Below are 20,676 nucleotides of genomic sequence, written 5' to 3'. Positions count from 1 at the left end.
CATCGTGACGAAACAGGCGCTGCCTTCGGGCGGCGCCTTTTTCTTACCCCCGCCGGCGCAGCCGCCGCAGGTCCCCGCGCCGCAGGGCGCCGAGGCCGAACAGGGCGGCGAGGTAGAGGAGGCCGGACACCGCCAGCACGCCGAGCACGGTGGCGATCGCCAGCAGGTCGGAGCGGCCGGCCAGGGCCGGCGCGGCCAGCACCAGCAGGCCCCACAGCGCCGCCGCCATCGCCGCCCCGGCCAGAACCATGCGCGGCAGCCGCCGCAGGGCCGCGGCGTCGAGGCGGAAATGGCCGCGCCGGTGCAGCACCCAGGCCAGCAGCACGATGTTCAGCCACACCCCGGCCGAGGTGCCGACGGCGAGGCCGACCTGGGACAGGGAGTCCATCAGCGCGATCTTCAGCCCGACATTCAGCGCCACGGTGGCGACCGCGATCTTGACCGGCGTCGCCGTGTCGCCGCGGGCGTAGAAGCCCGGCAGCAGGCAGCGCACCAGCACCACCGCCGGCAGGCCGAAGGCATAGGCGGTCAGGGTCAGGGCCGACTGGTGGCTGTCGACGGCGGTGAACCGTCCCCGCTCGAACATCGCCGCCAGGATCGGCTCCGCCGCCACCAGGAAGGCGATGGCGAAGGGCAGGGTGAGGGCCAGGGTCAGCTCGATCGCCCGGTTCTGGCTGGCCAGCGCGCCCTCATGATCGTCGGCGGCCAGGCGGCGCGTCACCTCCGGCAGCAGCACGGTGCCGACGGCGATGCCGATGACGCCGAGCGGCAGCTGGTTCAGCCGGTCGGCATAGTTCAGGTAGGACTGGGCCCCTGTCGGCAGCGCCTGGGCGATGATGGTGTCGGCGAAGACGCTGATCTGGGCCATGCCGGCGCCCAGCGTCGCCGGCCCCAGCGCCCGGAAGAAGCGGCGCACGCCGGGCGACAGCCGCGGCCGGACGAGGTTCAGCGAGACGCCGGCCCGCCGCATGTCCCATTCCAGGTACAGGAACTGGGCGATGCCGGACAGGAACACGCCCCAGGCCAGGGCATGACCGGCCGTGGGCAGGAACGGCGTCAGCCCCAGCACCGCGCCGATCATGAACAGGTTCAGCAGGATCGGCGCGGCCGCGGCGGCGCCGAACCGGCCGAGCCCGTTCAGCACGCCGCCCTGCAGCGACACCAGCGACATGAACAGCAGGTAGGGGAAGGTGATCCGGGTCAGCTCGACCTTCAGATCGGTCTGCGCCGCCGTGGCGCTGCCCGGCTCCATCAACGCGATCAGCCAGGGCATGGCGGCGAGCGCCGCGACCAGCACGACCAGCAGCACGGCCAGGAGGATCGCCTGCACCTGCTCGGCCAGTTGCAGCGCCCTGGCCTTGCCTTCGCGCTGCAGCGTGGTGGTGAAGGTCGGCAGGAAGGCGACGTTGAAGGCGCCCTCGGCGAACAGCGAGCGGAAGTGGTTCGGCAGCCGGTTGGCCAGGAAGAAGGCATCGGCCACCGGCCCGGCCCCCAGCACCGCGGCGATGATCTGGTCGCGGACCAGGCCGAGCACGCGGCTGGCGAGCGTCAGCCCGCCGACGGAGGCGATCTTGCGGTACATCGTCAGGCCGGGACGAACTCCGAAGCGCGATAGCCCTGCAGGTAGAGCAGGGCGGTCAGGTCGCCATGCGTGATCGACACCGGCACCGACTCCCGCACCAGCGGCTTGGCCCGGAAGCCGACGCCCAGGCCGGCGGCCTGCAGCATCGGGATGTCGTTGGCGCCGTCACCGACGGTGACGGTGTCGGCCAGGCTCAGGCCGCGCTCCGCCGCCATCTCCTCGAGGAAGCCGCGCTTGGCGTCCTTGCCCAGGATCGGCTCGCGCACCCGGCCGGTCAGGCGGCCGTCGGCCTCGATCAGGTGGTTGCCCTCCGACCGGTCGAAGCCGACCGCCGCGGCCACCGGCCGGGTGAAGGCGTCGAAGCCGCCGGAGACCAGGGCGCAATAGGCGCCGTTCGCCCGCATCGTCGCCACCAGGGTGCGGCCGCCGGGCGTGTAGCGCAGATCGGCCAGGGCACGGTCGATGATCGAGCGCGGCTGCCCTTCCAGCAGGGCCACGCGCTCGACCACCGCCTCGCGGAAGTTGATCTCGCCGCGCATGGCCCGTTCGGTGATCGGCACCACCCGGTCGGCGACGCCGGCCAGGGCCGCCAGCTCGTCCAGCGTCTCGGCCTCGACAATGGTGGCGTCCATGTCGGCGACCAGGAGGCGCTTGCGGCGCCCCTGGGCCGGCACGACATTGGCGTCGACCGGCTGCCCGGCCAGCGACAGCCGCGCCGCCGCCTGCGCCGCCCTGGCATCGGCCGCGGTGAATGCGATATCGCAGGCGATGCCGGGGGCCAGCCAGTCGACCGATCCCGGCGACCCGCCGGCGATCGCCAGCGCGTTGCGCACATGGCGGGTCAGGGCGTCGTCGAGGGCCGGCTGGTCCGGGGCGGTGGTGAGGGTGAGGACGAGATCCATGGCGCGGGCATCTCCCAGGGCAGGGGACCGTCTATGCCGCAGCGCCGCCGTCCCTGTCTATGCGCGCTTTGACGGGTTTCGCTGGGACCGATGGATCAGCCCGTGGATGTAGCCCATCTTCTCGACCACGCGCGGGGCGATGACGAAGGGGTAGAGATCCGGCTGGCCCATCGAGCGGTTCAGGCAGTTGACGGCATAGGTCAGCGGCAGCCAGGCGTCGATCAGCACCTGCACGTCGCGGACCCGGTGCGGGTCGAACCGGATGTCGGTCTCGAGAGTCGGGTCGTCGGTGATGCCCGGGCTGACCTCGATGCCGAAGGCGCCGGCGATCTCCAGCGTGTCGACGATATGCAGGTAATGTGCCCAGGTCTCGGCCCAGTCCTCCCAGGGATGCGCCGTGGCGTAGGCGCTGACGAAGCCCTGCTGCCACCCGGCCGGCGCGCCCTGGTCGTAATGGGCCTGCAGCGCAGCCCCGTAATCCGCCCGCTCGTCGCCGAACAGGGCGCGGAAGCCGTCCAGCTCGCCGCCATCGCGGACCAGCCGGTCCCAGTAGTAGTGGCCGACCTCGTGCCGGAAATGGCCCAGCAGGGTGCGGTAGGGCTCGCCCATCGCGGCGCGGGTGGCTTCGCGGTCGGCATCGTCCGCCTCGCGCAGCGACAGCGTGATCAGGCCGTTTTCATGGCCGGTCATGACCCGCGGCGCGTGGGCGGCAGGAGGATCGGCCAGGAAGTCGAACATCAGCGGCTCCGGGTCGCCGCTGGCCGCCGTAGGGATGGGCAGGGACAGCTTGATCAGCGAATAGAACAGCCGCCGCTTGGCCTCCTCGATCTTGAGCCAGCGGCGATGGTTATCCGGGTCCGAGACGTCCGGGATGGTTCGGTTGTGCCGGCAGGCGACGCAGAAGACGTCGTCTCCGTCGGCGGGCACCATCCAGTTGCAGGCCTGCTGTTCCCAATTGGCGCAGAAGCGGTAGCGCGACCGCCGATCGGCCAGGGCGATCCAGGCCGGCCCGTCCGGCTCCACCGCGCTCAGGGTTCCGAGATTCGGCAGATAGCCGAGGGATCGGCCGCAGCGTTCGCAGGTGCTGTTCTCGAAATACAGGACCTGGTGGCAATGCTGGCATTTGAACAGTTGCATCGCGTCCCCCGGGAGCCGTCCGCGGTGCAAGACTAATAGGAAGATGGACGATATGTTCCCGCGCATTGCGCCGAGGCGGCCTGCCCCGCGGGCGCGGGAGCGAGGTGAGCGATGACGATGACCGCGTCCGATACACCTGCCGTGATCGTCGTCGGCGGACCGACGGCCAGCGGCAAATCGGCGCTGGCGCTGGACCTGGCCGAGGCGCTGGACGGCGTGGTGATCAATGCCGACAGCATGCAGGTCTATGCCGAGCTGGCGATCCTGACCGCCCGGCCCGGCCCGGCCGACCTGGCGCGGGCGCCGCACCGGCTCTACGGCGTGCTGCCGGCGGCGACGCGCTGCTCGGCCGCCGCCTGGTGCGACATGGCGCTGGCCGAGATCGGGCTGGCGCAGAAGGCCGGCAGGCGGCCGATCGTGGTCGGCGGCCCCGGCCTCTCCCGCCGCGCTTTGACCGATGGGTGGAGCCCGACCCCGCCGGTGCCGGAGGAGATCCGCCGCGCCACGGTCGAGCTGCACGAGAGCCTGGGCGGGGAGGCCTTCCATGCCGAGCTGATGCGCTGGGACCCGAAGATGGCCCGGCGTCTCGCCCCCGGCGACACGCAGCGGCTGATCCGGGCCTGGGAGGTGATGGTGGCGACCAACCGCTCGCTCGCCGACTGGCAGCAGGAGGCGGGGGCCGGCCCGCCGCCCGGCATGGTGTTCGACTGGATCGTGCTGGCGCCGCCACGCGACGCGCTCTACGCCGCCTGCAACGGCCGCTTCCGCGCCATGGTTGCCGCCGGGGCGCTGGAGGAGGCGCGGGCGCTGCTGGCGCTGGATCTCGACCCGGAGCTGCCGGCGATGAAGGCGGTCGGGGTGCCGGAGCTGGCGGCGCATCTGCGCGGCGAGACCGATCTCGAGACCGCGATCGCCCGGGCGCAGCAGGCGACGCGCAACCTGGCCAAGCGCCAGACCACCTGGTTCCGGCACCAGATCCCGGTTGCGGGCGCAAGGGTGCAACGCAGCCATGTCGCTCGCGCGCAATATTCGGAAAAAATTGCATCCGAAACTTTGTCTTTTCTTCGCAATTCCGGTTGACCTCTCGGATTCCGCCGTCTAGCTTGCCGACCCTCGTTGATCCCCAACGTTGAACGTCGCGGCCCGGAGGGGGCCGCAATACCGAGGTTACGATGTCGACAGAAACGCTGACCGGAGCCGAAATCGTCCTGCGTGCCCTTCGGGACCAGGGCGTAGAGGTTATCTTCGGATATCCGGGCGGTGCTGTCCTTCCGATCTACGACGCGATCTTCAAGCAGAACGCGATCCGCCACATCCTGGTCCGGCACGAGCAGGCGGCGGTGCACGCAGCGGAAGGATATGCCCGCTCGACCGGGAAGGTCGGCGTCGTCCTCGTAACCTCCGGCCCGGGCGCGACCAACGCGGTCACCGGCCTGACCGACGCGCTGATGGATTCGATCCCGATCGTCTGCCTGACCGGGCAGGTGCCGACCCATCTGATCGGCAACGACGCGTTCCAGGAAGCCGACACGACCGGCATCACCCGGCCCTGCACCAAGCACAACTACCTGGTGAAGGACGCCAACGCCGTCGCCCGCACGCTGCACGAGGCGTTCTACGTCGCCCGCAGCGGCCGGCCCGGCCCGGTGGTGATCGACCTGCCGAAGGACGTGCAGTTCGCCGAGGGCGTCTACACCCCGCCCGAGCATGTCGAGCACCGCACCTACCGGCCGCGGACCGAGCCCGATGCCGATCTCATCGAGCAGGCGGTCGAGCTGATGGCCAAGGCCGAGCGGCCGATCCTGTACACCGGCGGCGGCATCATCAACTCCGGCCCCGACGCGTCGGCGGCGCTGCGCGAGCTGGTGGAGCTGACCGGCTTCCCCTGCACCTCGACCCTGCTGGGCCTGGGCGCCCTGCCGGCCTCCGACCCGCGGTTCCTCGGCATGGTCGGCATGCACGGCACCTACGAGGCCAATCTGGCGATGCACGGCGCCGACCTGATGGTCGCGCTGGGCTCGCGCTTCGACGACCGGGTGACCGGCAAGATCAGTGCCTTCTCGCCGGGGTCGACCAAGATCCATGTCGACATCGACCCATCCTCGATCAACAAGAACGTCCATGTCGACCTGCCGATCGTCGGCGACGCCGGCAAGGTGATCCGGGCGATGGTCGAGGTCTGGAAGCGCCGGGGGTACAAGCCGCGCGAGAAGGCGATCGCCGGCTGGTGGGGCCAGATCAGGCAGTGGCAGGCCCGCAACTGCCTGCAGTTCGCGCAGGACCGGTCGCATGAGGCGATCATCAAGCCGCAATACGCGATCAAGCGCCTGGGCGAACTGACCGCCGACCGCGACGACGTCTACATCACCACCGAGGTCGGCCAGCACCAGATGTGGGCGGCGCAGCTGATCCCGTTCCAGAAGCCGAACCGCTGGATGACCTCGGGCGGGCTCGGCACCATGGGCTACGGCCTGCCGGCCGCGGTCGGGGTGCAGATCGCGCATCCCGAGGCGCTGGTGATCGATGTCGGCGGCGAGGCCTCGCCGCTGATGAACATCCAGGAGCTGTCGACCATCGCCCAGTACCGGCTGCCGGTGAAGATCTTCATCGTCAACAACTTCTGGATGGGCATGGTGCGGCAGTGGCAGGAGCTGCTGCACGGGGAGCGCTATTCCGAGAGCTACTCCGAGGCGTTGCCGGACTTCGTCAAGCTGGCCGAGGCCTTCGGCCTGACCGGCCTCCGCGCCACCTGCATGGGCGAGGCCGACGACGTGATCCGCGAGATGCTGCGGATCAAGGGACCGGTGGTCGTCGACATGCAGGTCTCCAAGATGGAGAACTGCTTCCCGATGATCCCGGGCGGGGCCGCCCACAACGAGATCCTGCTGGGGCCGAGCGACCAGGCCGCGAAGCCGACCTCGGAGGAGGGGATGGTGCTCGTATAAGGCGCGGACGACGCCCTTCGCCGCGGCCATCCGACCAGAGGGTGGCCGCGACTCTCGTCTCGTGACCTTCCCCGGATCGACCATGACCCCGCAGACCCAGATCGAAACCCATACCATCGCCGTGCTGGTGGACAACGAGCCGGGCGCTCTCGCCCGCGTCATCGGCCTGTTCTCCGGCCGCGGCTACAACATCGAGAGCCTGACCGTGGCCGAGGTCGACGCGGCGCGGGACCTGTCGCGCATCACCGTCGTCACCTCCGGCACGCCGATGATCATCGAGCAGATCAAGGCCCAGCTGGACCGGCTGGTGCTGGTTCACAGCGTGCACGACCTGACGCTGGACGGCCCGGCCGTGGAGCGCGAGCTGGCCCTGGTCAAGGTCCGGGGCAGCGGCGACAAGCGCATCGAGAGCCTGCGCATCGCCGACGTGTTCCGGGCCCGGGCCGTGGATTCGACGACCGAGAGCTTCGTCTTCGAGGTCACCGGATCGTCCCAGAAGATCGACGCCTTCATCCAGCTGATGGTGCCGCTCGGGCTCGTCGATGTCAGCCGGACCGGCGTCGTCGCCATCGCCCGGGGGCCCGAAGGGCTCCTGACCGCCGTCTGAACCATTGCTGCCGGTTGCCAGCAGCCGGCGGTTCCCGTCATCGTTGAGAAAGGCCGGGCCGCCCGGCCCTGTGTGAGAGGACAGAGCTATGCGCGTTTATTACGACCGCGACGCGGATGTGAACCTGATCAAGTCGAAGAAGGTGGTGATCGTCGGCTATGGCAGCCAGGGCCATGCCCATGCCGCCAATCTGCGCGACAGCGGCGTCAAGGATGTGCGCATCGCCCTGCGCCCCGAGAGCCCGACCGTGAAGAAGGCCGAGGCCGCCGGCTTCACCGTGATGTCGCCGGCCGAGGCCGCCGCCTGGGGCGACGTGCTGATGATGTGCACGCCGGACGAGCTGCAGGCCGACATCTACGCCCGCGACCTCGGGCCCAACATGAAGGAAGGCGCCGCCATCGCCTTCGCCCACGGCCTGAACGTGCACTTCAACCTGATCGTGCCGCGCAAGGACCTGGACGTGTTCATGGTGGCGCCGAAAGGCCCGGGCCACACCGTGCGCTCGGAGTACCAGAAGGGCGGCGGCGTGCCGTGCCTGATCGCGGTCGACCAGAACGCCACCGGCGCCGCGCTCGACATCGGCCTGTCCTATGCCTCGGCGATCGGCGGCGGCCGCGCCGGCATCATCGAGACCACCTTCAAGGAAGAGTGCGAGACCGACCTGTTCGGCGAGCAGGTGGTGCTGTGCGGCGGCCTGACGGCGCTGATCATGGCCGGCTACGAGACCCTGGTCGAGGCCGGCTACGCGCCGGAGATGGCTTATTTCGAGTGCCTGCACGAGGTCAAGCTGATCGTCGACCTGATGTATGAGGGCGGCATCGCCAACATGCGCTACTCGATCTCCAACACCGCGGAATACGGCGACTACGTCACCGGCCCGCGGATCATCACCGAGGAGACCAAGAAGGAGATGAAGCGCGTGCTGGACGACATCCAGTCCGGCCGCTTCACCCGCGACTGGATGCTCGAGAACAAGGTCGGCCAGGCCAGCTTCAAGGCCACCCGCCGCCGCCAGGCCGAGCACGACATCGAGAAGGTCGGCGAGAAGCTGCGCGCGATGATGCCGTGGATCGCCAAGAACAAGCTGGTCGACAAGGCCAAGAACTGATCCGGACGCAATTCGGAAACGGAAAGGGCCCCTTCGAGGGCCCTTTCTCTTTGTCGGAGCCGAGGCCCGAAGCCTGCCGCGGCGCGGCCTCCGGTTTGCCACGGGCGGTGCCTAACCGTCGTGTGGTGGCGCCGTGCGATGGAAGGGCGAATGAAGGGGGAGAGGGAAGAGTGGGTCGCGGAATCTTGAAGGGGCTCGCCGTCGTGGCCGCCCTGCTGGGCGTGGCGCTGGCGCATGGTGAGGCGCAGGCCGAGGACGGCTGCCCGGAAGGGTCGATGCCGGTGCCGGAGCAGTACACCGACCCCGCCAACGGCACGCTGCAGCTCAGGATCAACTGTCTGCCGGGCTCCCGCTACCCCGATCCCGTCCATCAGGGGCCCTCCCAATCCGCGCCCCCGCCCGACGGCTATGGAGCCTTTGCCACGGACCCCGGCCATCGGCAGCTGTTCTGGTCGACCTTCTACGGCAGCGAGCAGGAGGCCGAGCAGGCTGCGATCGAGAACTGCGGCAGGGCGACCGGGCAGCGCTGCAAATCGCTCGGCTGGTTCGGCAACCAGTGCGGCGCCGTCGCGGTGACCCAGACCGGCCAGACGATCACCGGCTACGGCACGTCCTGGCGCGGCGCGGCGAAGGATGCCCTCGACGCCTGCGAGAAGGCGGGCGCCGGAGCGTACACCATCTGCCGCCTGTGGGTGCCGCCGGTCTGCTCCGGCGCCTCGTTCACGGCGGAGGACAACGAGCCGGCCAGGACCGCGACCGTGGACGAGATCGAGGAGATGTCGGCCGAGATCGTCGATCGCGAGTACTGGGGCGCGGTGGCGTCGGATGGCCACGACATCCGGGGCGGCTACGGCCTGCCGGACCGGCGGTCGGCCGAGCGGGTGGCCCTGTCGAAATGCACCGGCTGCAAGATCGTGCAGGTCTTCGAGAGCAGCTGTGCCGGCATCGCCTGGCCCACCGACGGCCGGCCCGTCTACGAGGTCGTGGTCAACACGGACCCCGCCGTCGCCAAGGCCAGGGCGAAGGCGCAATGCACCGGAGAGTATGGCGCCTGCGAGGCCGGAGTGCGCTGTTCCGGCCGGCGCTATCCCGCCTCCAATCCCGACGCCGCGGCCGCTCCTGCAGGCGGAGGTTGATCAGCGCGCCTCCGCCGGGACCGGAGGGCTTCGCCCGAACACGGCGCGCCGCGCCAGCCAGGCCGCGACCACCACGGCGGCCGAGGCCAGGCTGAGGAGGATCTGCGACCGGGTGTCGGCCTGGAATCCCATCGCCACCAGCACCGCCACCATGCCGGCGATGGTGAGGAGCGTGAGCGCCGGGAAGAGCCACATCTTCACCCGCAGCCGCTGTGGCGGGGTGCGCGGGCGCAGCACCAGCTGCGACACGGCGATCATCAGATAGACGAACAGGATGACGGCGCCGGAGGAGTTCAGCAGGAACAGGAACACCGTGTCCGGCGAGACATAGGCGGCGATCACCGACAGGTAGCCGATCACGGTCGAGGCCAGGATCGCCCGGGCCGGAACGCCGCCCTTGGTGGTGCGGGTGAGGGCGGCTGGTGCCTCGCGCCGCCCGGCCAGCACGAACAGCATGCGCGAGGCGGTGTAGAGCCCGGAGTTCAGGCAGGACAGCACGGCGGTCAGCACCACCGCGTTCATCAGGTCGCCGGCCCAGGGGATGCCCATCCGTTCGAAGGCGACGACGAAGGGCGACTGCTTCGGCGCCAGGCTGTCCCAGGGCAGGATCACGGCCAGCAGGAACACCGAGCCGATGTAGAAGATCAGGATGCGGACCACGACGGAGCGGGTGGCGCGCACCACCGCGCGCTCCGGGTCCTTGGCCTCGGCCGCGGCGATGGTGGCGATCTCCGCCCCCACCATCGAGAACACCACCACGACGATGCCGGAGAAGATCGCCCCGACGCCGTTCGGCAGGAAGCCGGCCGCCGGCGTCAGGTTCGAGAAGTCCATGTCCCGGCCGGGCCACAGCCCCAGCACATAGACGGTGCCGAGGATCAGGAAGACCACGATGGTCGCCACCTTGATGCCGGCGAACCAGTACTCGAACTCGCCGAAGGAGCGGACGGAATAGAGGTTGGTCGCGGTCATCAGCAGCAGCAGGCCCAGCGACGCCGCCCACAGCGGCACGTCCGGCAGCCATTTCTGCAAGAGGCCGGCGCCGGCCACCGCCTCGAACCCGACCACGATCACCCAGAAGTACCAGTACAGCCAGGCCACGGTGAAGCCGGCCCAGTCGCCCAGCGCCAGCCGGGCGTAATCGGAGAAGGAGCCGGTGGAGGGATTGGCCGCCGCCATCTCTCCCAGCATGCGCATCACCATGATGATCAGCACGCCGGTGACCGCATAGGTCAGGAAGGCGCCCGGGCCGACCGTGCCGATGATGGAGCTGGAGCCGACGAACAGGCCGGCGCCGATGACGCCGCCGATCGCGATCATGCTGAGGTGGCGCTGCTGCAGGCCCTGGTGGAGCCCGCCCTCCGGTGCTGCGGCCATGGTTCGATCTTCTTCTTGTGGATCCGATGCGCGCCCTCCTAGCCTGATTTCCATCGCGGCACACGCGATTTTGTCGGGAATGAGGCATTCCGGCCCGTATGCGACATCGTTTATAGGATTTTCGCCCGTGCTTCTGGGAGACGACGATGCCGAACACTAGCGACGACGACGTGGCCCATCTCGCCCGGCTGGTCGGGCTGGCGACGTCGGATCCGGACAACATCCGCCTGCTGGCGCCGCGCGACGCCTGCGCGGTGGCGCTGCTGCTGAACCGGCTCGACCTGCTGCCGGAGCCGCAGCGCCACCCGTTGGCGGCGCTGGAACTGCTGGGCCCGGCCGGCCGCGAGATGGTGCTCGACCTCTATCACCGCCGTGCCGGCAGCGACGCTTCGCAGGACGCGTAGAGGGCAGGGACGGGCCTCATCGGATCACCTTCCGGGCTTGGCTCAGCAGCGCCGGCGGAACGGTGACGCCCATGGCCGCGGCCGATGCCAGGTTGACCACCAGGTCGCTGCCGCGGGCATTCACCACAGGCATGTCCCCGGGCTTCTCGCCCCGCAGCACCCGCACGACCATGGCTCCGGTCTCGCGGCCGAGCTGGAAATAGTCGAAGCCGATCGCGGCGACGGCGCCGCGGGCGACGCTTTCGGTCTCGGCGGCGAAGACCGGGATCCGGTTCTCGAGTCCGACCCCGACCACCGACTCGACCGCCGTGGCGACGGTGTTGTCGGTGGGGACGTAGATCGCGTCGACCTTGCCGACCAGGCTCTGTGCCGCGGCGCGGACATCGGCCGTCTTGGTGGCCGCGGCATCAATGATGCCGACGCCCCATTCCGGCGCCATCCCGCGCAGCGCCGCCACGGTCGAGACGCTGTTGGCCTCGGCCGGATTGAAGACCACGCCGATCGTCTTCACCGCCGGCACGATCTGCCGGACCAGGTCCAGGTGATCGGCCAGGGGCAAGGCGTCGGACGTGCCGGTGACGTTCCCGCCGGGATGCTCGCGGCTGGCGACCAGCCCGGCGGCGACCGGGTCGGTGACGGCGCCGAACACCACCGGGATGTCCCGCGTCGCCGCCGCCGCGGCCTGGGCCGAGGGCGTGGTGATCGCGACGATCACGTCCGGCGCCTCACCGACATATTTCTGCGCGATCTGGGCTGCCGTGGCCGGGCTGCCCTGCGCCGATTCGTATTGGAAGACGAGAGCCTCGCCCTCCTTGTAGCCGGACTCCTCCAGCGCCGCCTTCACCCCGTCGCGGACGGCGTCGAGCAGCGGGTGCTCGACGACCGCGGTGACCGCCACCGCGACCTTGTCGGCGGCGGGGGCAGCAGAGGACAGGAACGCCAGGGCGGCACCGGCCGCCAGGGTTCGACGGATGATGGGCATGGATTTCCCCCGATGGATGGCGCGGCCGGGCGGCCGGGCCCCTGCATTTACGCAGGCGGGCGGAACTCCGGCTGTCCCGCGGGGAACAGCGGGTGCCCGGATCCAGCTGGGGTCATTGCGGTCCCTGAAGCGCCGAGGGCGCCAGCAACAGGATGGCGCCGGCGGCGATCAGCGCCAGGCCGGGCCAATTCGCCCTCAGCCCGAAGCCCCACAGGCTGAAGGACCGCTTCTCGCGGTTGAACCGGCTGATCCAGATGGCCTGGAAGGCCGAATACACCAAGCCGGCGATGACCAGGAGCGCGCCGATCAGGGGCAGCAACGCAGTCGAGGGCATGGGCGACCTCCAGCCGTGCGTCCGGCAGGAAGGCTCAAGATGCCGGGCGGGTCGGCTGGAAATCAACGGCGCCGGGCCGGAGATGGTTCCCGGCGGTGGCTCTCAGCCGGCGCGGAACAGGCCCAGGCGCTGCAGCAGCCGGCCGATGACGTGGCCCAGCCGCTCGGCGAAGCTGGCCGGGCGCGGGGCCTGGCGGGCAGGCTCCGCCGCCTGCGGGCGATGGCCGGCCGTCTCCGCGTCCTCGCCCGCGAAGGCGGCGCGCGCCTGCTCCAGCAGCACCGGGATCGATCGTGCCTGGCGCAGCAGCATCGGCAGGAACAGGAGGCCGACGACCGCGCCGATGATCAGGAGTTTCGCAGCGCTCAGGCCCATGGCGTCCTCCTCAGGCCTGCTCGCCGGCGGTCCGGTTGCGGCGGACGCGGACCGGTACGGCGCGGCGGGACGCGAACTTGGCGAAGACCGCCAGGGTCAGGGCGCCGGCCAGAAGCGGGCCGCCGGTCATGACGATCCATTCGGTCTCGCCGATGCCCTCCAGCTCGCCGACGCCTTGGGCCACCAGCCAGCCCGGCGCCAGCATGGCCGGGACCCAGACGATGGCCGACAGCACATTGGCGATCTGGAAGCGGGCGGGGCGCATGCGCATGATCCCGGCGATCAGCGGCACCACGGCGCGCAGCGGCCCCAGGAAGCGGCCGAGGAAGATCGAGGCGGTGCCCCAGCGGCGGAAGAACAGCCGGCCGCGGGCGATCATCGCGCGGTCGCGCGAGAACGGCCAGACGTTGCGGGCGTTCGGCCCCAGCTTCTGCCCCAGCCAGTAGGAGACGGCATCGCCCATCACGGCGCCGGCGATCGACCACAGGATCACCGGGACGGGATGCAGCAGGCCGCCGCCGACCAGGGCGCCGGTCGCCAGCATCAGCGCGGTGCAGGGGACGAACAGGCCGACCACGGCCATGGATTCACCGAAGGCCAGCAGGAACAGGATCGGTCCCGCCCAGGCCTGGTTGTCGGTGATGAATTGCGTGACCTGGGCAACAAGACTTTCCACGATATGTCCCGATCGGCTCACGTCAAAAAGGGGAGGCCGGAGGCATGACGCCGCCGGCCCCATACTAACCTCAGAACTCCTCGCCGCCCATATCGACCCCGGCGTCGGACGCCGGGTCGCCGGCGGCGTCCTCGGCCGCCTGGGCCATGTCGGGGGTGAACGCGTCCATCAGCAGGTTGCCGAGGACCACGCCGCCGGCCACGCCCATGGCGGTCTGCATGGCGCCCGCCATGAACCCGCCACCGCCGCCGGACCGGCCGTAGCCCTGCTGGGCGCCGTATCCCGGCTGACCACCATAGCCGGGCTGGGCCTGCTGCCGGCCCCAGGGCGAGCCACCCGGCTGCGGCCGCTGCTGGCCGCCGCCGAACAGCCCGGCCAGGAAGCCGCCGGCCGCCGGCTGGGCGGCGCGCCGCTCCAGCTCGTTGATCTGGGCCTGGGCGGCGGCCAGCGCCTGCTCCTGCACCAGGATCACCTGGGCCATGTAGTAGGCTGCGGCCGGCTGCTCGGCGAGGCGGCGCCGGATCAGCTCCTCGGCGCCCGCGTCGCGCGGGCCGCCGTCGCGCTCGGCCCGCGCCAGCTTCACGAACAGGTCGTCGATGGCCTGCTTCTCGTTATCGTACACGCTGCTACTCCTCACGCGTCATGCCGGTCAGCTGCAGCAGCAGCTGGAACATGTTGATGAAGTTCAGGTACAGCGACAGCGCGCCCATCACCGCGAGCTTGTTCAGGCTCTCGCTGTCGTAGTGCTCGGCATATTCCTCCTTGATCCGCTGGGTGTCCCAGGCGGTCAGGCCGGTGAAGATCAGCACGCCGGCGACCGAGACGACGAACTGCAGCGCGGTCGAGCCGAGAAAGATGTTGACGATGCTGGCGATGATGATGCCGACCAGGCCCATCATCAGGAACGAGCCGAAGCGGGACAGGTCCGCCTTGGTGGTGTAGCCGTACAGGCTCATCGCGCCGAACATGACCGCGGTGATCATGAAGGTGCGGGCGATGCTGGTCCCGGTGAAGACCAGGAAGATCGAGGCCATCGACAGGCCCATGGCGCCGCAGAACAGCCAGAACACCATCTGCGCCGTGGAGGAGGAGATGGCGTGGATGCGGAACGAGAAGAAGAACACGAAGGCCAGCGGCGCCAGCATCACCGCCCATTTCAGCGGGCTGGTGAAGATCGGGATGTAGATCGCCGGGGTGCTGGCGACCAGATAGGCGACCAGGCCGGTCAGGACTAGGCCCAGGCCCATGTAGTTGTAGACGCGCAGCATGTGCTGGCGCAGGCCGGCATCGAGCTCGGCGGCTGTGGCTCGCGCCGCCGTCCCCTGCCATTCGTATTGCTGCATGTTCATGGTGTCGTTCTCTCCTTGGGGACCAAGTCAGTACAGGGTGTCGGCCAGGCCGTTGGCGGCGACCAGCAGGTCCTCCGCCTTCGCCTCGGCGCAGAGCGCGTAGACCGAGGGGCCGACCTGCCAATAGGCGACGGTGACGTCCTTGGCGCGCTGGGCCTGCGGCGTCTGCACGTCGAAGCCGTCGGTGGCGGCAGCGAACAGCGTCACCAGCCCGAACCGGTCGGTGTCGATCGTCGCCTCGAAGCCGGAGCCGCCATCCCAGGGCACCACCTCGATCGAGCGGATCGACCAGCCCTGCGGCAGGTCGGGCAGCGTGATCGGCGCCTTGGCCAGATCCTCCGGCTTCAGCCCGCCCTTGGGCTCGGCCGGGTCGACCAGGTGGCGGTACAGCACGGTGCGGTAGGCGTCGCCGGCCTCGTCGGCATAGGCCGGGATGGTGGCCGAGGCGCTGTCGATCCGGGTCACGCCCAGGATCGACTGGGCGCCCCAGCCGATGCCGACCAGCAGCACCACCGCGGCCACCCGGCGCAGGCGGCCGGCCAGCCGGCGCCAGCGCACGGCGCGGCCGAGCAGCCGGGCGTTCTCGTAGCTGGCGACGCGGATGCCGGCATCCTCGGCGAAGGCCAGGCGCAGCGCGTCGCGCAGGCGCAGATCGGCCATCACCTGGGCGGCGAGGGCGGGATTCGCCTCGAGATGGGCCTCGACCTCGATCCGGCGGGGCAGGTCGAGCTCGCCGTCGATATAGGCCTGAATCTCGGCTTCGGTCGGGGTGGTCTGGGTCATGGGCGTCACTCCACCAGCCGCAGCCGCGGCGGGGTCGGTCCATCGGTGCCGGCCGCGTCGCCGGCGCCGCTGCCGACGGTCTCGCGCAAGGCGGCCCGGGCGCGGCCCAGGCGCGACATCAGCGTGCCGAGCGGGATGCCGAGGATGGTCGCGGCCTCCTGGTAGCGGAACTCCTCGACCGCCACGAGCAGCAGCGCCTCGCGCTGCTCCTCCGGCAGGGTCAGCAGCGCCCGCTGCACCTGGGCCAGCTGGACCCGGGCATCCTGGCTCGGCGCGCCGGATTCGGGGGCGAACTGCGTCGCCTGCGCGATGCGGGCGTCCTCGGCGCGGCGGCCGCGCAGCCGCGAGGCGTGGGCGTTGTGCATGATCGAGAACAGCCACGGGCGCAGCGCCCGGTCCGGCTGCCAGCCGCGCCGCCCCTCATAGGCCTTGAGCAGGGTCTCCTGCAGCAGGTCCTCGGCCTCGGCGGCATCGCGGGTCAGGACCAGCGCGTAGCGCTTCAGCCCCGGCAGCTCGGCGATGACGTCGAAATCATCCTTGCGGCGTTTCATGCCCCATATACGCAGCCATCGTCGATTTTCATCCCGCGCCTCCGCTTTCTTCCGGTGAAGGCACGGACAAACTCCGAACAAGATCCTGGATATGATGATTTTTCCGAGGATTTTTCAGACGAAACCCGCGTCGCGGGTGTTATAGGCAGCAACATTCGATAGTCCGGCCGCGATTCGGAGCGACATGACCGACGACACTGTGGAGCAACGCCGATCGGTCGATCCGTCCGTGTCCGATCGCTATCGGGGTCGACCGGTCGGCGCCACAGCAGCCTCGGTCGCCCTGCCGTATCCGCGCCCCGGCGTCCTCGACGGCTGGCCCGGCTGGCTGGTCGGGCTGGCCGGGCTCCTGACCCTCGGGCTGCTGCTTCGCATCGTCCTCGCCCTGGCGTTCCCGCGCATCCACCACGCCGACGAGCTGTTCCAGTATTACGAGCAGGCGCACCGGCTGGCCTTCGGCCAGGGCATCGTCCCCTGGGAGTATCGCGAGGGCATCCGCTCCTGGCTGCTGCCGGGGATGCTGGCCGGGCTGATGAAGGCGGTGTCCTGGGTCAGCGACGACCCGGCCTCCTATCTCGCCGTCTCGAAGGCGCTGTGGTCGGCGCTGTCGCTGAGCATCCCGGCGGTCGCCTTCCTCTGGGCCCGCCGCGCCGCCGGGCTGACGGCGGGGCTGACCGCGGCCTTCATCGCCACGCTCTGGTTCGAGCTGGTCTATTACGCGCCGACGGCGCTGACCGAATCGATCGCCACCAGCCTGCTGCTGGTCGCCTGCTGGCTGGCCTGGACGGCGGAGGCGGGCGACCGGCGGCGGCTGATCTGGGCGGGGCTGCTGTTCGGCCTGGTGTTCGTCTTCCGCTTCCACCTGCTGCCGGCGATCCTCACCGCGGCCGTGGTCGCCAGCCGTGGCGACTGGCGCGGCCGGCTGCGGCCGATGCTGCTGGCCGGGCTGGCCCCGGTGCTGCTGTGCAACGGCCTGCTCGACTGGGTGACGCTGGGCTGGCCGTTCCAGTCGGTGCTGAAGAACTTCTGGATCAACATCGTCGAGGAGAAGAGCCACAGCTTCGGCGTCATGCCGCTGGGCTTCTACCTCGAGGAATACGTCCGGGTCTGGTCGTGGTGGCTGGCGCCGATGGCGGCGCTGGTCGTGCTGGGCGCGCGCGGCCAGCCGATGCTGGTGGCGGTGCCGCTGGCGGTGGTGCTGTCGCACAGCCTAGTCGCGCACAAGGAATACCGCTTCGTCCTGCCGGCGCTGCCTTTCCTGCTGATCCTGGCAGCGCTGGGCACCGAACGGCTGGCCCGGCGCCTGGCGGGGCTGGCGGCCGAGCGCTGGGGGGGCGTGCCCCACTGGGCGCCTCTCGCTGTGCTCTGCGCCGCCTGGGTGCTGGCCTCGGGCCTGCTGTCGGCCAGCGACCGCTGGCGCCCGGAATGGACCCGCGTCGCGCCCGGCATCGCCACCACCCAGGCGCTGCACGAGCGCGAGGCGCTGTGCGGCCTCGGTCTGCTGACGCCCTGGTGGGACCTGGCGGGCTACACCACCCTGCACCGTGACGTGCCGGTGTTCTGGTTCGGCGACAACATGCGGCGGTTGTGGCGTTCGGCCCCGTCCTTCAACTATGTGATGGCGCGGCCGGAGCAGATGCCGCCGGAGACCGGCTACCGGCTGGAAAGCTGCCCGAGCGAGATCTGCCTGTACCGCCGGCCGGGGCAGTGCGCCGCACCCCGGGACATCGACGTCAGCGGCTCGATGGCCGAGCGCGGCATGTGATTCCGGGTGCCATGATTCTGCCCGACTCTCCGCTTGAGACTCGGGCCGGGCTGGTCTAAAGCAACCCGGCGGCGGGATCGGCCCGCCGCTCCCGCCCCTCGCTCTGGACCCTCCCAGCCGAGCCCGGCTGACAGGACATCACGGCCGCATGTTCAATTTCTTCGGTTTCCTCTCGGCTGACATGGCCATCGACCTGGGCACGGCGAACACGCTGGTCTACGTCAAGGGCCGTGGCATCGTCCTGAACGAGCCGTCGGTGGTGGCGATCGCCAACATCCGGGGCAAGAAGCAGGTCCTGGCGGTCGGCGACGAGGCCAAGCAGATGCTGGGCCGTACCCCGGGCAACATCACTGCCATCCGCCCCCTCCGCGACGGCGTCATCGCCGATTTCGAGGTGGCGGAGGAGATGATCAAGCATTTCATCCGCAAGGTGCACAACCGGCGCAGCTTCGCGGCGCCGGAGGTGATCGTCTGCGTTCCCTCCGGCTCGACCGCGGTCGAGCGCCGCGCCATCCAGGAATCGGCGGAGAGCGCGGGCGCCCGCCGGGTCTACCTGATCGAGGAGCCGATGGCGGCGGCGATCGGCGCCGGCCTGCCGGTGACCGAGCCGACCGGCAGCATGGTGGTCGACATCGGCGGCGGCACCACCGAAGTCGCGGTGCTGTCGCTCGGCGGCATCGTCTATTCCCGTTCGGTCCGCGTCGGCGGCGACAAGATGGACGAGGCGATCATCGCCTATATCCGCCGCAACCATAACCTCCTGATTGGCGAGGGCTCGTCCGAGCGGATCAAGAAGGAGATCGGCACCGCCGCCCCGCCGGAGGACGGCGAGGGCCGCTACATGGAGATCAAGGGACGGGATCTCCTGAACGGCGTGCCGAAGGAGCTGGTGATCTCCGAGCGGCAGATCGCCGAGAGCCTGTCCGAGCCGGTCAGCCAGATCGTCGAGGCGGTGAAGGTGGCGCTCGAGCACACCGCGCCGGAGCTAGCGGCCGACATCGTCGACAAAGGCATCGTCCTGACCGGCGGCGGCTCGCTGCTGGGCAATCTCGACCTGGTGCTGCGGCACGCCACCGGCCTGCCGGTGTCGATCGCCGACGACCCGCTGTCCTGCGTCGCGCTCGGCACCGGCCGGGCGCTGGAAGAGATGAAGACGCTCAAGCACGTGCTGATCAATATGTATTGATCAGCACCCCGGCACATGCTGGGGTATTCGGGAAAACGGTAGTACTCTGCCTTTCGGAAATCCGGTCTTCGGCGGACGGGACATGCGGGTGATGCAGCGGAGCAGACCGGTGGTTCGCATCGCGGCGATCAGGGCCGTGGCGCACCGATTCTCCTTCGGCCTGCTGCTGTTCGCCGCGATCAGCCTGCTCATGGTCGGCAAAATCGATGCCGTCCTGCTCGACGGCGCCCGCGCCCGCGTGGTCGATGCGGTGGCGCCGATCCTCGACGCCATGTCGCGCCCGGCGGCCAGCGTCGCCCGCCTGGTGACCGAGATGCAGAGCCTGTCCGACATCCGCGGCGAGAACGCCCGGCTGCGGCAGGAGGTGGCGACGCTGCGGCAGTACCAGGACGTGGCGTTCCGGCTCGAGGCCGAGAACCTGACCCTGCGCAACCTCCTGAACTACACGCCGGATTCGGCCCATTCCTTCCTGACCGCCCGGGTGGTGGCCGACAATGGCGGCGCCTTCGTCCGCAGCCTGACGATCAATCTCGGCGCCGCCAACGGCATCCGCGACGGCCAGGCGGTGCTCGGCGGCCGCGGCCTGATCGGCCGGATCGTGCAGACCGGCGACCATTCCGCCCGGGTGCTGCTGATCACCGATCTCAACGCCCGCATCCCGGTGGTGGTGGAGCGTACCCAGCAGCGCGCCATCGTCGGCGGCGACAACACCGACCGGCCGCGGCTCCTGTATCTGCCGCCGGACGCCTCGATCCGCGTCGGTGACCGCATCGTCACCTCGGGCAATGGCGGCATGTTCCCGGCCGGGCTGCCGGTCGGCATCGTCGCCGCCGCCCAGGACAGCGCCGTCCGCATCCAGCCGATCGAGCCGCTCGAGGCCATCCCCTACGTCAAGGTCGTCGATTTCCGCGCGCTCGATCCCGGCATGGCGATGCAGCCGGTGCCCGGCTTCGCGCAATGACCGGGGACCTGCTGCACAAGCTCGACCTCGCCGCCCGCCATGCCGCCCCCGGGGCCGTGACGCTGATCCTGGTGCTGGTCGGGGTGACGCCCACGCAATTGCCCTATTACAGCGCGATCGCGCCGCTGCTGCCGCTGGCCTCGGTCTACTACTGGGGCGTGCACCGGCCCGACCTGATGCCGATGTGGCTGATCTTCCTGGTCGGCCTCCTGCACGACGCGCTGACCGATGCGCCGATCGGCCTGCACGCCGCGATCCTGCTGCTGTGCCAGTGGGTGCTGCTGCGCCAGCGCCGCTTCCTGGCCGGCCGGCCTTTCGTGGTGCTGTGGCTGGGCTTCGCCGTGCTGGCCGCCGTCGTCACCCTGGTCGAATGGATCGGCGTCGGCCTCTATGACGTCGCGATCGTGCCGCCGCGGCCGCTCCTGGTCCGGCTGGCCGTGACCATCGCCCTCTTCCCGCCGCTGGCCTGGCTGTTCATCCAGGTGCATCGCGGCTTCCTGCGGGCAGGGGACTAGCCCC

General features: G+C 70.1%; 22 protein-coding genes. 10 read left to right on the top strand and 12 right to left on the bottom strand.

Going from position 1 to position 20,676, the window contains the following annotated elements:
• Positions 1 to 43: 43 nt before the first annotated feature.
• From murJ to LG391_RS12360, 3 genes are read right to left on the bottom strand one after another with little or no spacing between them, the layout of a single operon-like run.
• Complete coding sequence (gene murJ, locus LG391_RS12370) at positions 44 to 1,582, bottom strand: murein biosynthesis integral membrane protein MurJ (RefSeq protein WP_225768314.1); 1,539 nt, start codon at positions 1,580 to 1,582, stop codon at positions 44 to 46.
• 2 nt (positions 1,583 to 1,584) lie between these two features.
• Positions 1,585 to 2,484 (bottom strand): phosphoserine phosphatase SerB, encoded by a 900-nt coding sequence (gene serB, locus LG391_RS12365; RefSeq protein ID WP_225768313.1) that lies wholly within the window; start codon positions 2,482 to 2,484, stop codon positions 1,585 to 1,587.
• A gap of 57 nt (positions 2,485 to 2,541) precedes the next feature.
• Positions 2,542 to 3,621, bottom strand: coding sequence for a putative zinc-binding metallopeptidase (locus LG391_RS12360; protein WP_225768312.1), 1,080 nt, complete (start codon positions 3,619 to 3,621; stop codon positions 2,542 to 2,544).
• 117 nt (positions 3,622 to 3,738) lie between these two features.
• On the opposite strand from LG391_RS12360, the gene miaA reads away from it, so the two are divergent.
• The 5 genes from miaA to LG391_RS12335 all read left to right on the top strand — a co-directional run bounded on the left by miaA (position 3,739) and on the right by LG391_RS12335 (position 9,417).
• Entirely contained in the window at positions 3,739 to 4,701 is a 963-nt protein-coding gene (gene miaA / locus LG391_RS12355; protein WP_308013044.1) for a tRNA (adenosine(37)-N6)-dimethylallyltransferase MiaA, read from the top strand.
• Between the two features lie 92 nt (positions 4,702 to 4,793).
• Complete coding sequence (locus LG391_RS12350; protein ID WP_225768310.1) at positions 4,794 to 6,566, top strand: acetolactate synthase 3 large subunit; 1,773 nt, start codon at positions 4,794 to 4,796, stop codon at positions 6,564 to 6,566.
• Positions 6,567 to 6,648: 82 nt separating this feature from the next.
• Complete coding sequence (gene ilvN / locus LG391_RS12345) at positions 6,649 to 7,173, top strand: acetolactate synthase small subunit (protein ID WP_225768309.1); 525 nt, start codon at positions 6,649 to 6,651, stop codon at positions 7,171 to 7,173.
• 88 nt (positions 7,174 to 7,261) lie between these two features.
• Positions 7,262 to 8,281 carry a ketol-acid reductoisomerase gene (gene ilvC, locus LG391_RS12340; protein WP_225768308.1) on the top strand — a complete coding sequence of 340 codons (1,020 nt, stop codon included), beginning with the start codon at positions 7,262 to 7,264 and terminating at the stop codon, positions 8,279 to 8,281.
• Between the two features lie 170 nt (positions 8,282 to 8,451).
• The gene (locus LG391_RS12335) at positions 8,452 to 9,417 is read left to right on the top strand and encodes a DUF4189 domain-containing protein (protein WP_225768307.1); all 966 of its coding nucleotides are present in this window, start codon (positions 8,452 to 8,454) and stop codon (positions 9,415 to 9,417) included.
• Here LG391_RS12335 and LG391_RS12330 read toward each other — a convergent pair whose 3' ends face one another.
• Positions 9,418 to 10,794, bottom strand: coding sequence for an amino acid permease (locus LG391_RS12330; RefSeq protein WP_225768306.1), 1,377 nt, complete (start codon positions 10,792 to 10,794; stop codon positions 9,418 to 9,420). It abuts the gene before it with no gap.
• Positions 10,795 to 10,940: 146 nt separating this feature from the next.
• Here LG391_RS12330 and LG391_RS12325 point away from each other — a divergent pair, with 146 nt between their 5' ends.
• Complete coding sequence (locus LG391_RS12325) at positions 10,941 to 11,198, top strand: hypothetical protein (RefSeq protein ID WP_225768305.1); 258 nt, start codon at positions 10,941 to 10,943, stop codon at positions 11,196 to 11,198.
• Between the two features lie 16 nt (positions 11,199 to 11,214).
• Here the strand turns inward: LG391_RS12325 and LG391_RS12320 are convergent, their stop codons facing one another.
• The 8 genes from LG391_RS12320 to LG391_RS12285 all read right to left on the bottom strand — a co-directional run bounded on the left by LG391_RS12320 (position 11,215) and on the right by LG391_RS12285 (position 16,245).
• On the bottom strand, positions 11,215 to 12,180 hold the full coding sequence (locus tag LG391_RS12320; RefSeq protein WP_225768304.1) for an ABC transporter substrate-binding protein: 966 nt from the start codon (positions 12,178 to 12,180) through the stop codon (positions 11,215 to 11,217).
• 112 nt (positions 12,181 to 12,292) lie between these two features.
• A complete protein-coding gene (locus tag LG391_RS12315; protein WP_225768303.1) occupies positions 12,293 to 12,514 on the bottom strand; it encodes a hypothetical protein in 222 nt (73 codons plus the stop codon).
• A gap of 102 nt (positions 12,515 to 12,616) precedes the next feature.
• Positions 12,617 to 12,886: a hypothetical protein gene (locus tag LG391_RS12310; protein WP_225768302.1), complete on the bottom strand. Its 270-nt coding sequence runs from the start codon at positions 12,884 to 12,886 to the stop codon at positions 12,617 to 12,619.
• A 10-nt stretch (positions 12,887 to 12,896) separates the two neighbouring features.
• On the bottom strand, positions 12,897 to 13,562 hold the full coding sequence (locus tag LG391_RS12305; protein WP_225768301.1) for a DedA family protein: 666 nt from the start codon (positions 13,560 to 13,562) through the stop codon (positions 12,897 to 12,899).
• A gap of 70 nt (positions 13,563 to 13,632) precedes the next feature.
• Positions 13,633 to 14,184: a DUF2076 family protein gene (locus LG391_RS12300; protein ID WP_225768300.1), complete on the bottom strand. Its 552-nt coding sequence runs from the start codon at positions 14,182 to 14,184 to the stop codon at positions 13,633 to 13,635.
• A gap of 4 nt (positions 14,185 to 14,188) precedes the next feature.
• Positions 14,189 to 14,911, bottom strand: a complete 723-nt coding sequence (locus tag LG391_RS12295; protein ID WP_374200741.1) for a Bax inhibitor-1/YccA family protein — start codon at positions 14,909 to 14,911, stop codon at positions 14,189 to 14,191.
• Positions 14,912 to 14,938: 27 nt separating this feature from the next.
• Positions 14,939 to 15,694 (bottom strand): anti-sigma factor, encoded by a 756-nt coding sequence (locus LG391_RS12290; protein ID WP_225768299.1) that lies wholly within the window; start codon positions 15,692 to 15,694, stop codon positions 14,939 to 14,941.
• Between the two features lie 5 nt (positions 15,695 to 15,699).
• Complete coding sequence (locus tag LG391_RS12285; RefSeq protein WP_225768298.1) at positions 15,700 to 16,245, bottom strand: sigma-70 family RNA polymerase sigma factor; 546 nt, start codon at positions 16,243 to 16,245, stop codon at positions 15,700 to 15,702.
• A 184-nt stretch (positions 16,246 to 16,429) separates the two neighbouring features.
• On the opposite strand from LG391_RS12285, the gene LG391_RS12280 reads away from it, so the two are divergent.
• The 4 genes from LG391_RS12280 to mreD all read left to right on the top strand — a co-directional run bounded on the left by LG391_RS12280 (position 16,430) and on the right by mreD (position 20,672).
• Positions 16,430 to 18,010 (top strand): hypothetical protein, encoded by a 1,581-nt coding sequence (locus LG391_RS12280; RefSeq protein ID WP_225768297.1) that lies wholly within the window; start codon positions 16,430 to 16,432, stop codon positions 18,008 to 18,010.
• 148 nt (positions 18,011 to 18,158) lie between these two features.
• The gene (locus tag LG391_RS12275) at positions 18,159 to 19,196 is read left to right on the top strand and encodes a rod shape-determining protein (protein ID WP_225768296.1); all 1,038 of its coding nucleotides are present in this window, start codon (positions 18,159 to 18,161) and stop codon (positions 19,194 to 19,196) included.
• 109 nt (positions 19,197 to 19,305) lie between these two features.
• On the top strand, positions 19,306 to 20,157 hold the full coding sequence (gene mreC / locus LG391_RS12270) for a rod shape-determining protein MreC (RefSeq protein ID WP_225768295.1): 852 nt from the start codon (positions 19,306 to 19,308) through the stop codon (positions 20,155 to 20,157).
• Positions 20,154 to 20,672: a rod shape-determining protein MreD gene (gene mreD / locus LG391_RS12265; RefSeq protein WP_225768294.1), complete on the top strand. Its 519-nt coding sequence runs from the start codon at positions 20,154 to 20,156 to the stop codon at positions 20,670 to 20,672. The genes mreC and mreD overlap by 4 nt, the downstream gene beginning before the upstream one ends.
• The last annotated feature ends 4 nt before the right edge of the window (positions 20,673 to 20,676 follow it).

Origin of the sequence: Inquilinus sp. Marseille-Q2685, assembly GCF_916619195.1 — a bacterium.
Classification (GTDB): Bacteria; Pseudomonadota; Alphaproteobacteria; order DSM-16000; family Inquilinaceae; genus Inquilinus.
The sequence above is the reverse complement of the archived record's forward strand: the minus strand, read 5'-3'. Positions and strand labels throughout refer to the sequence as shown.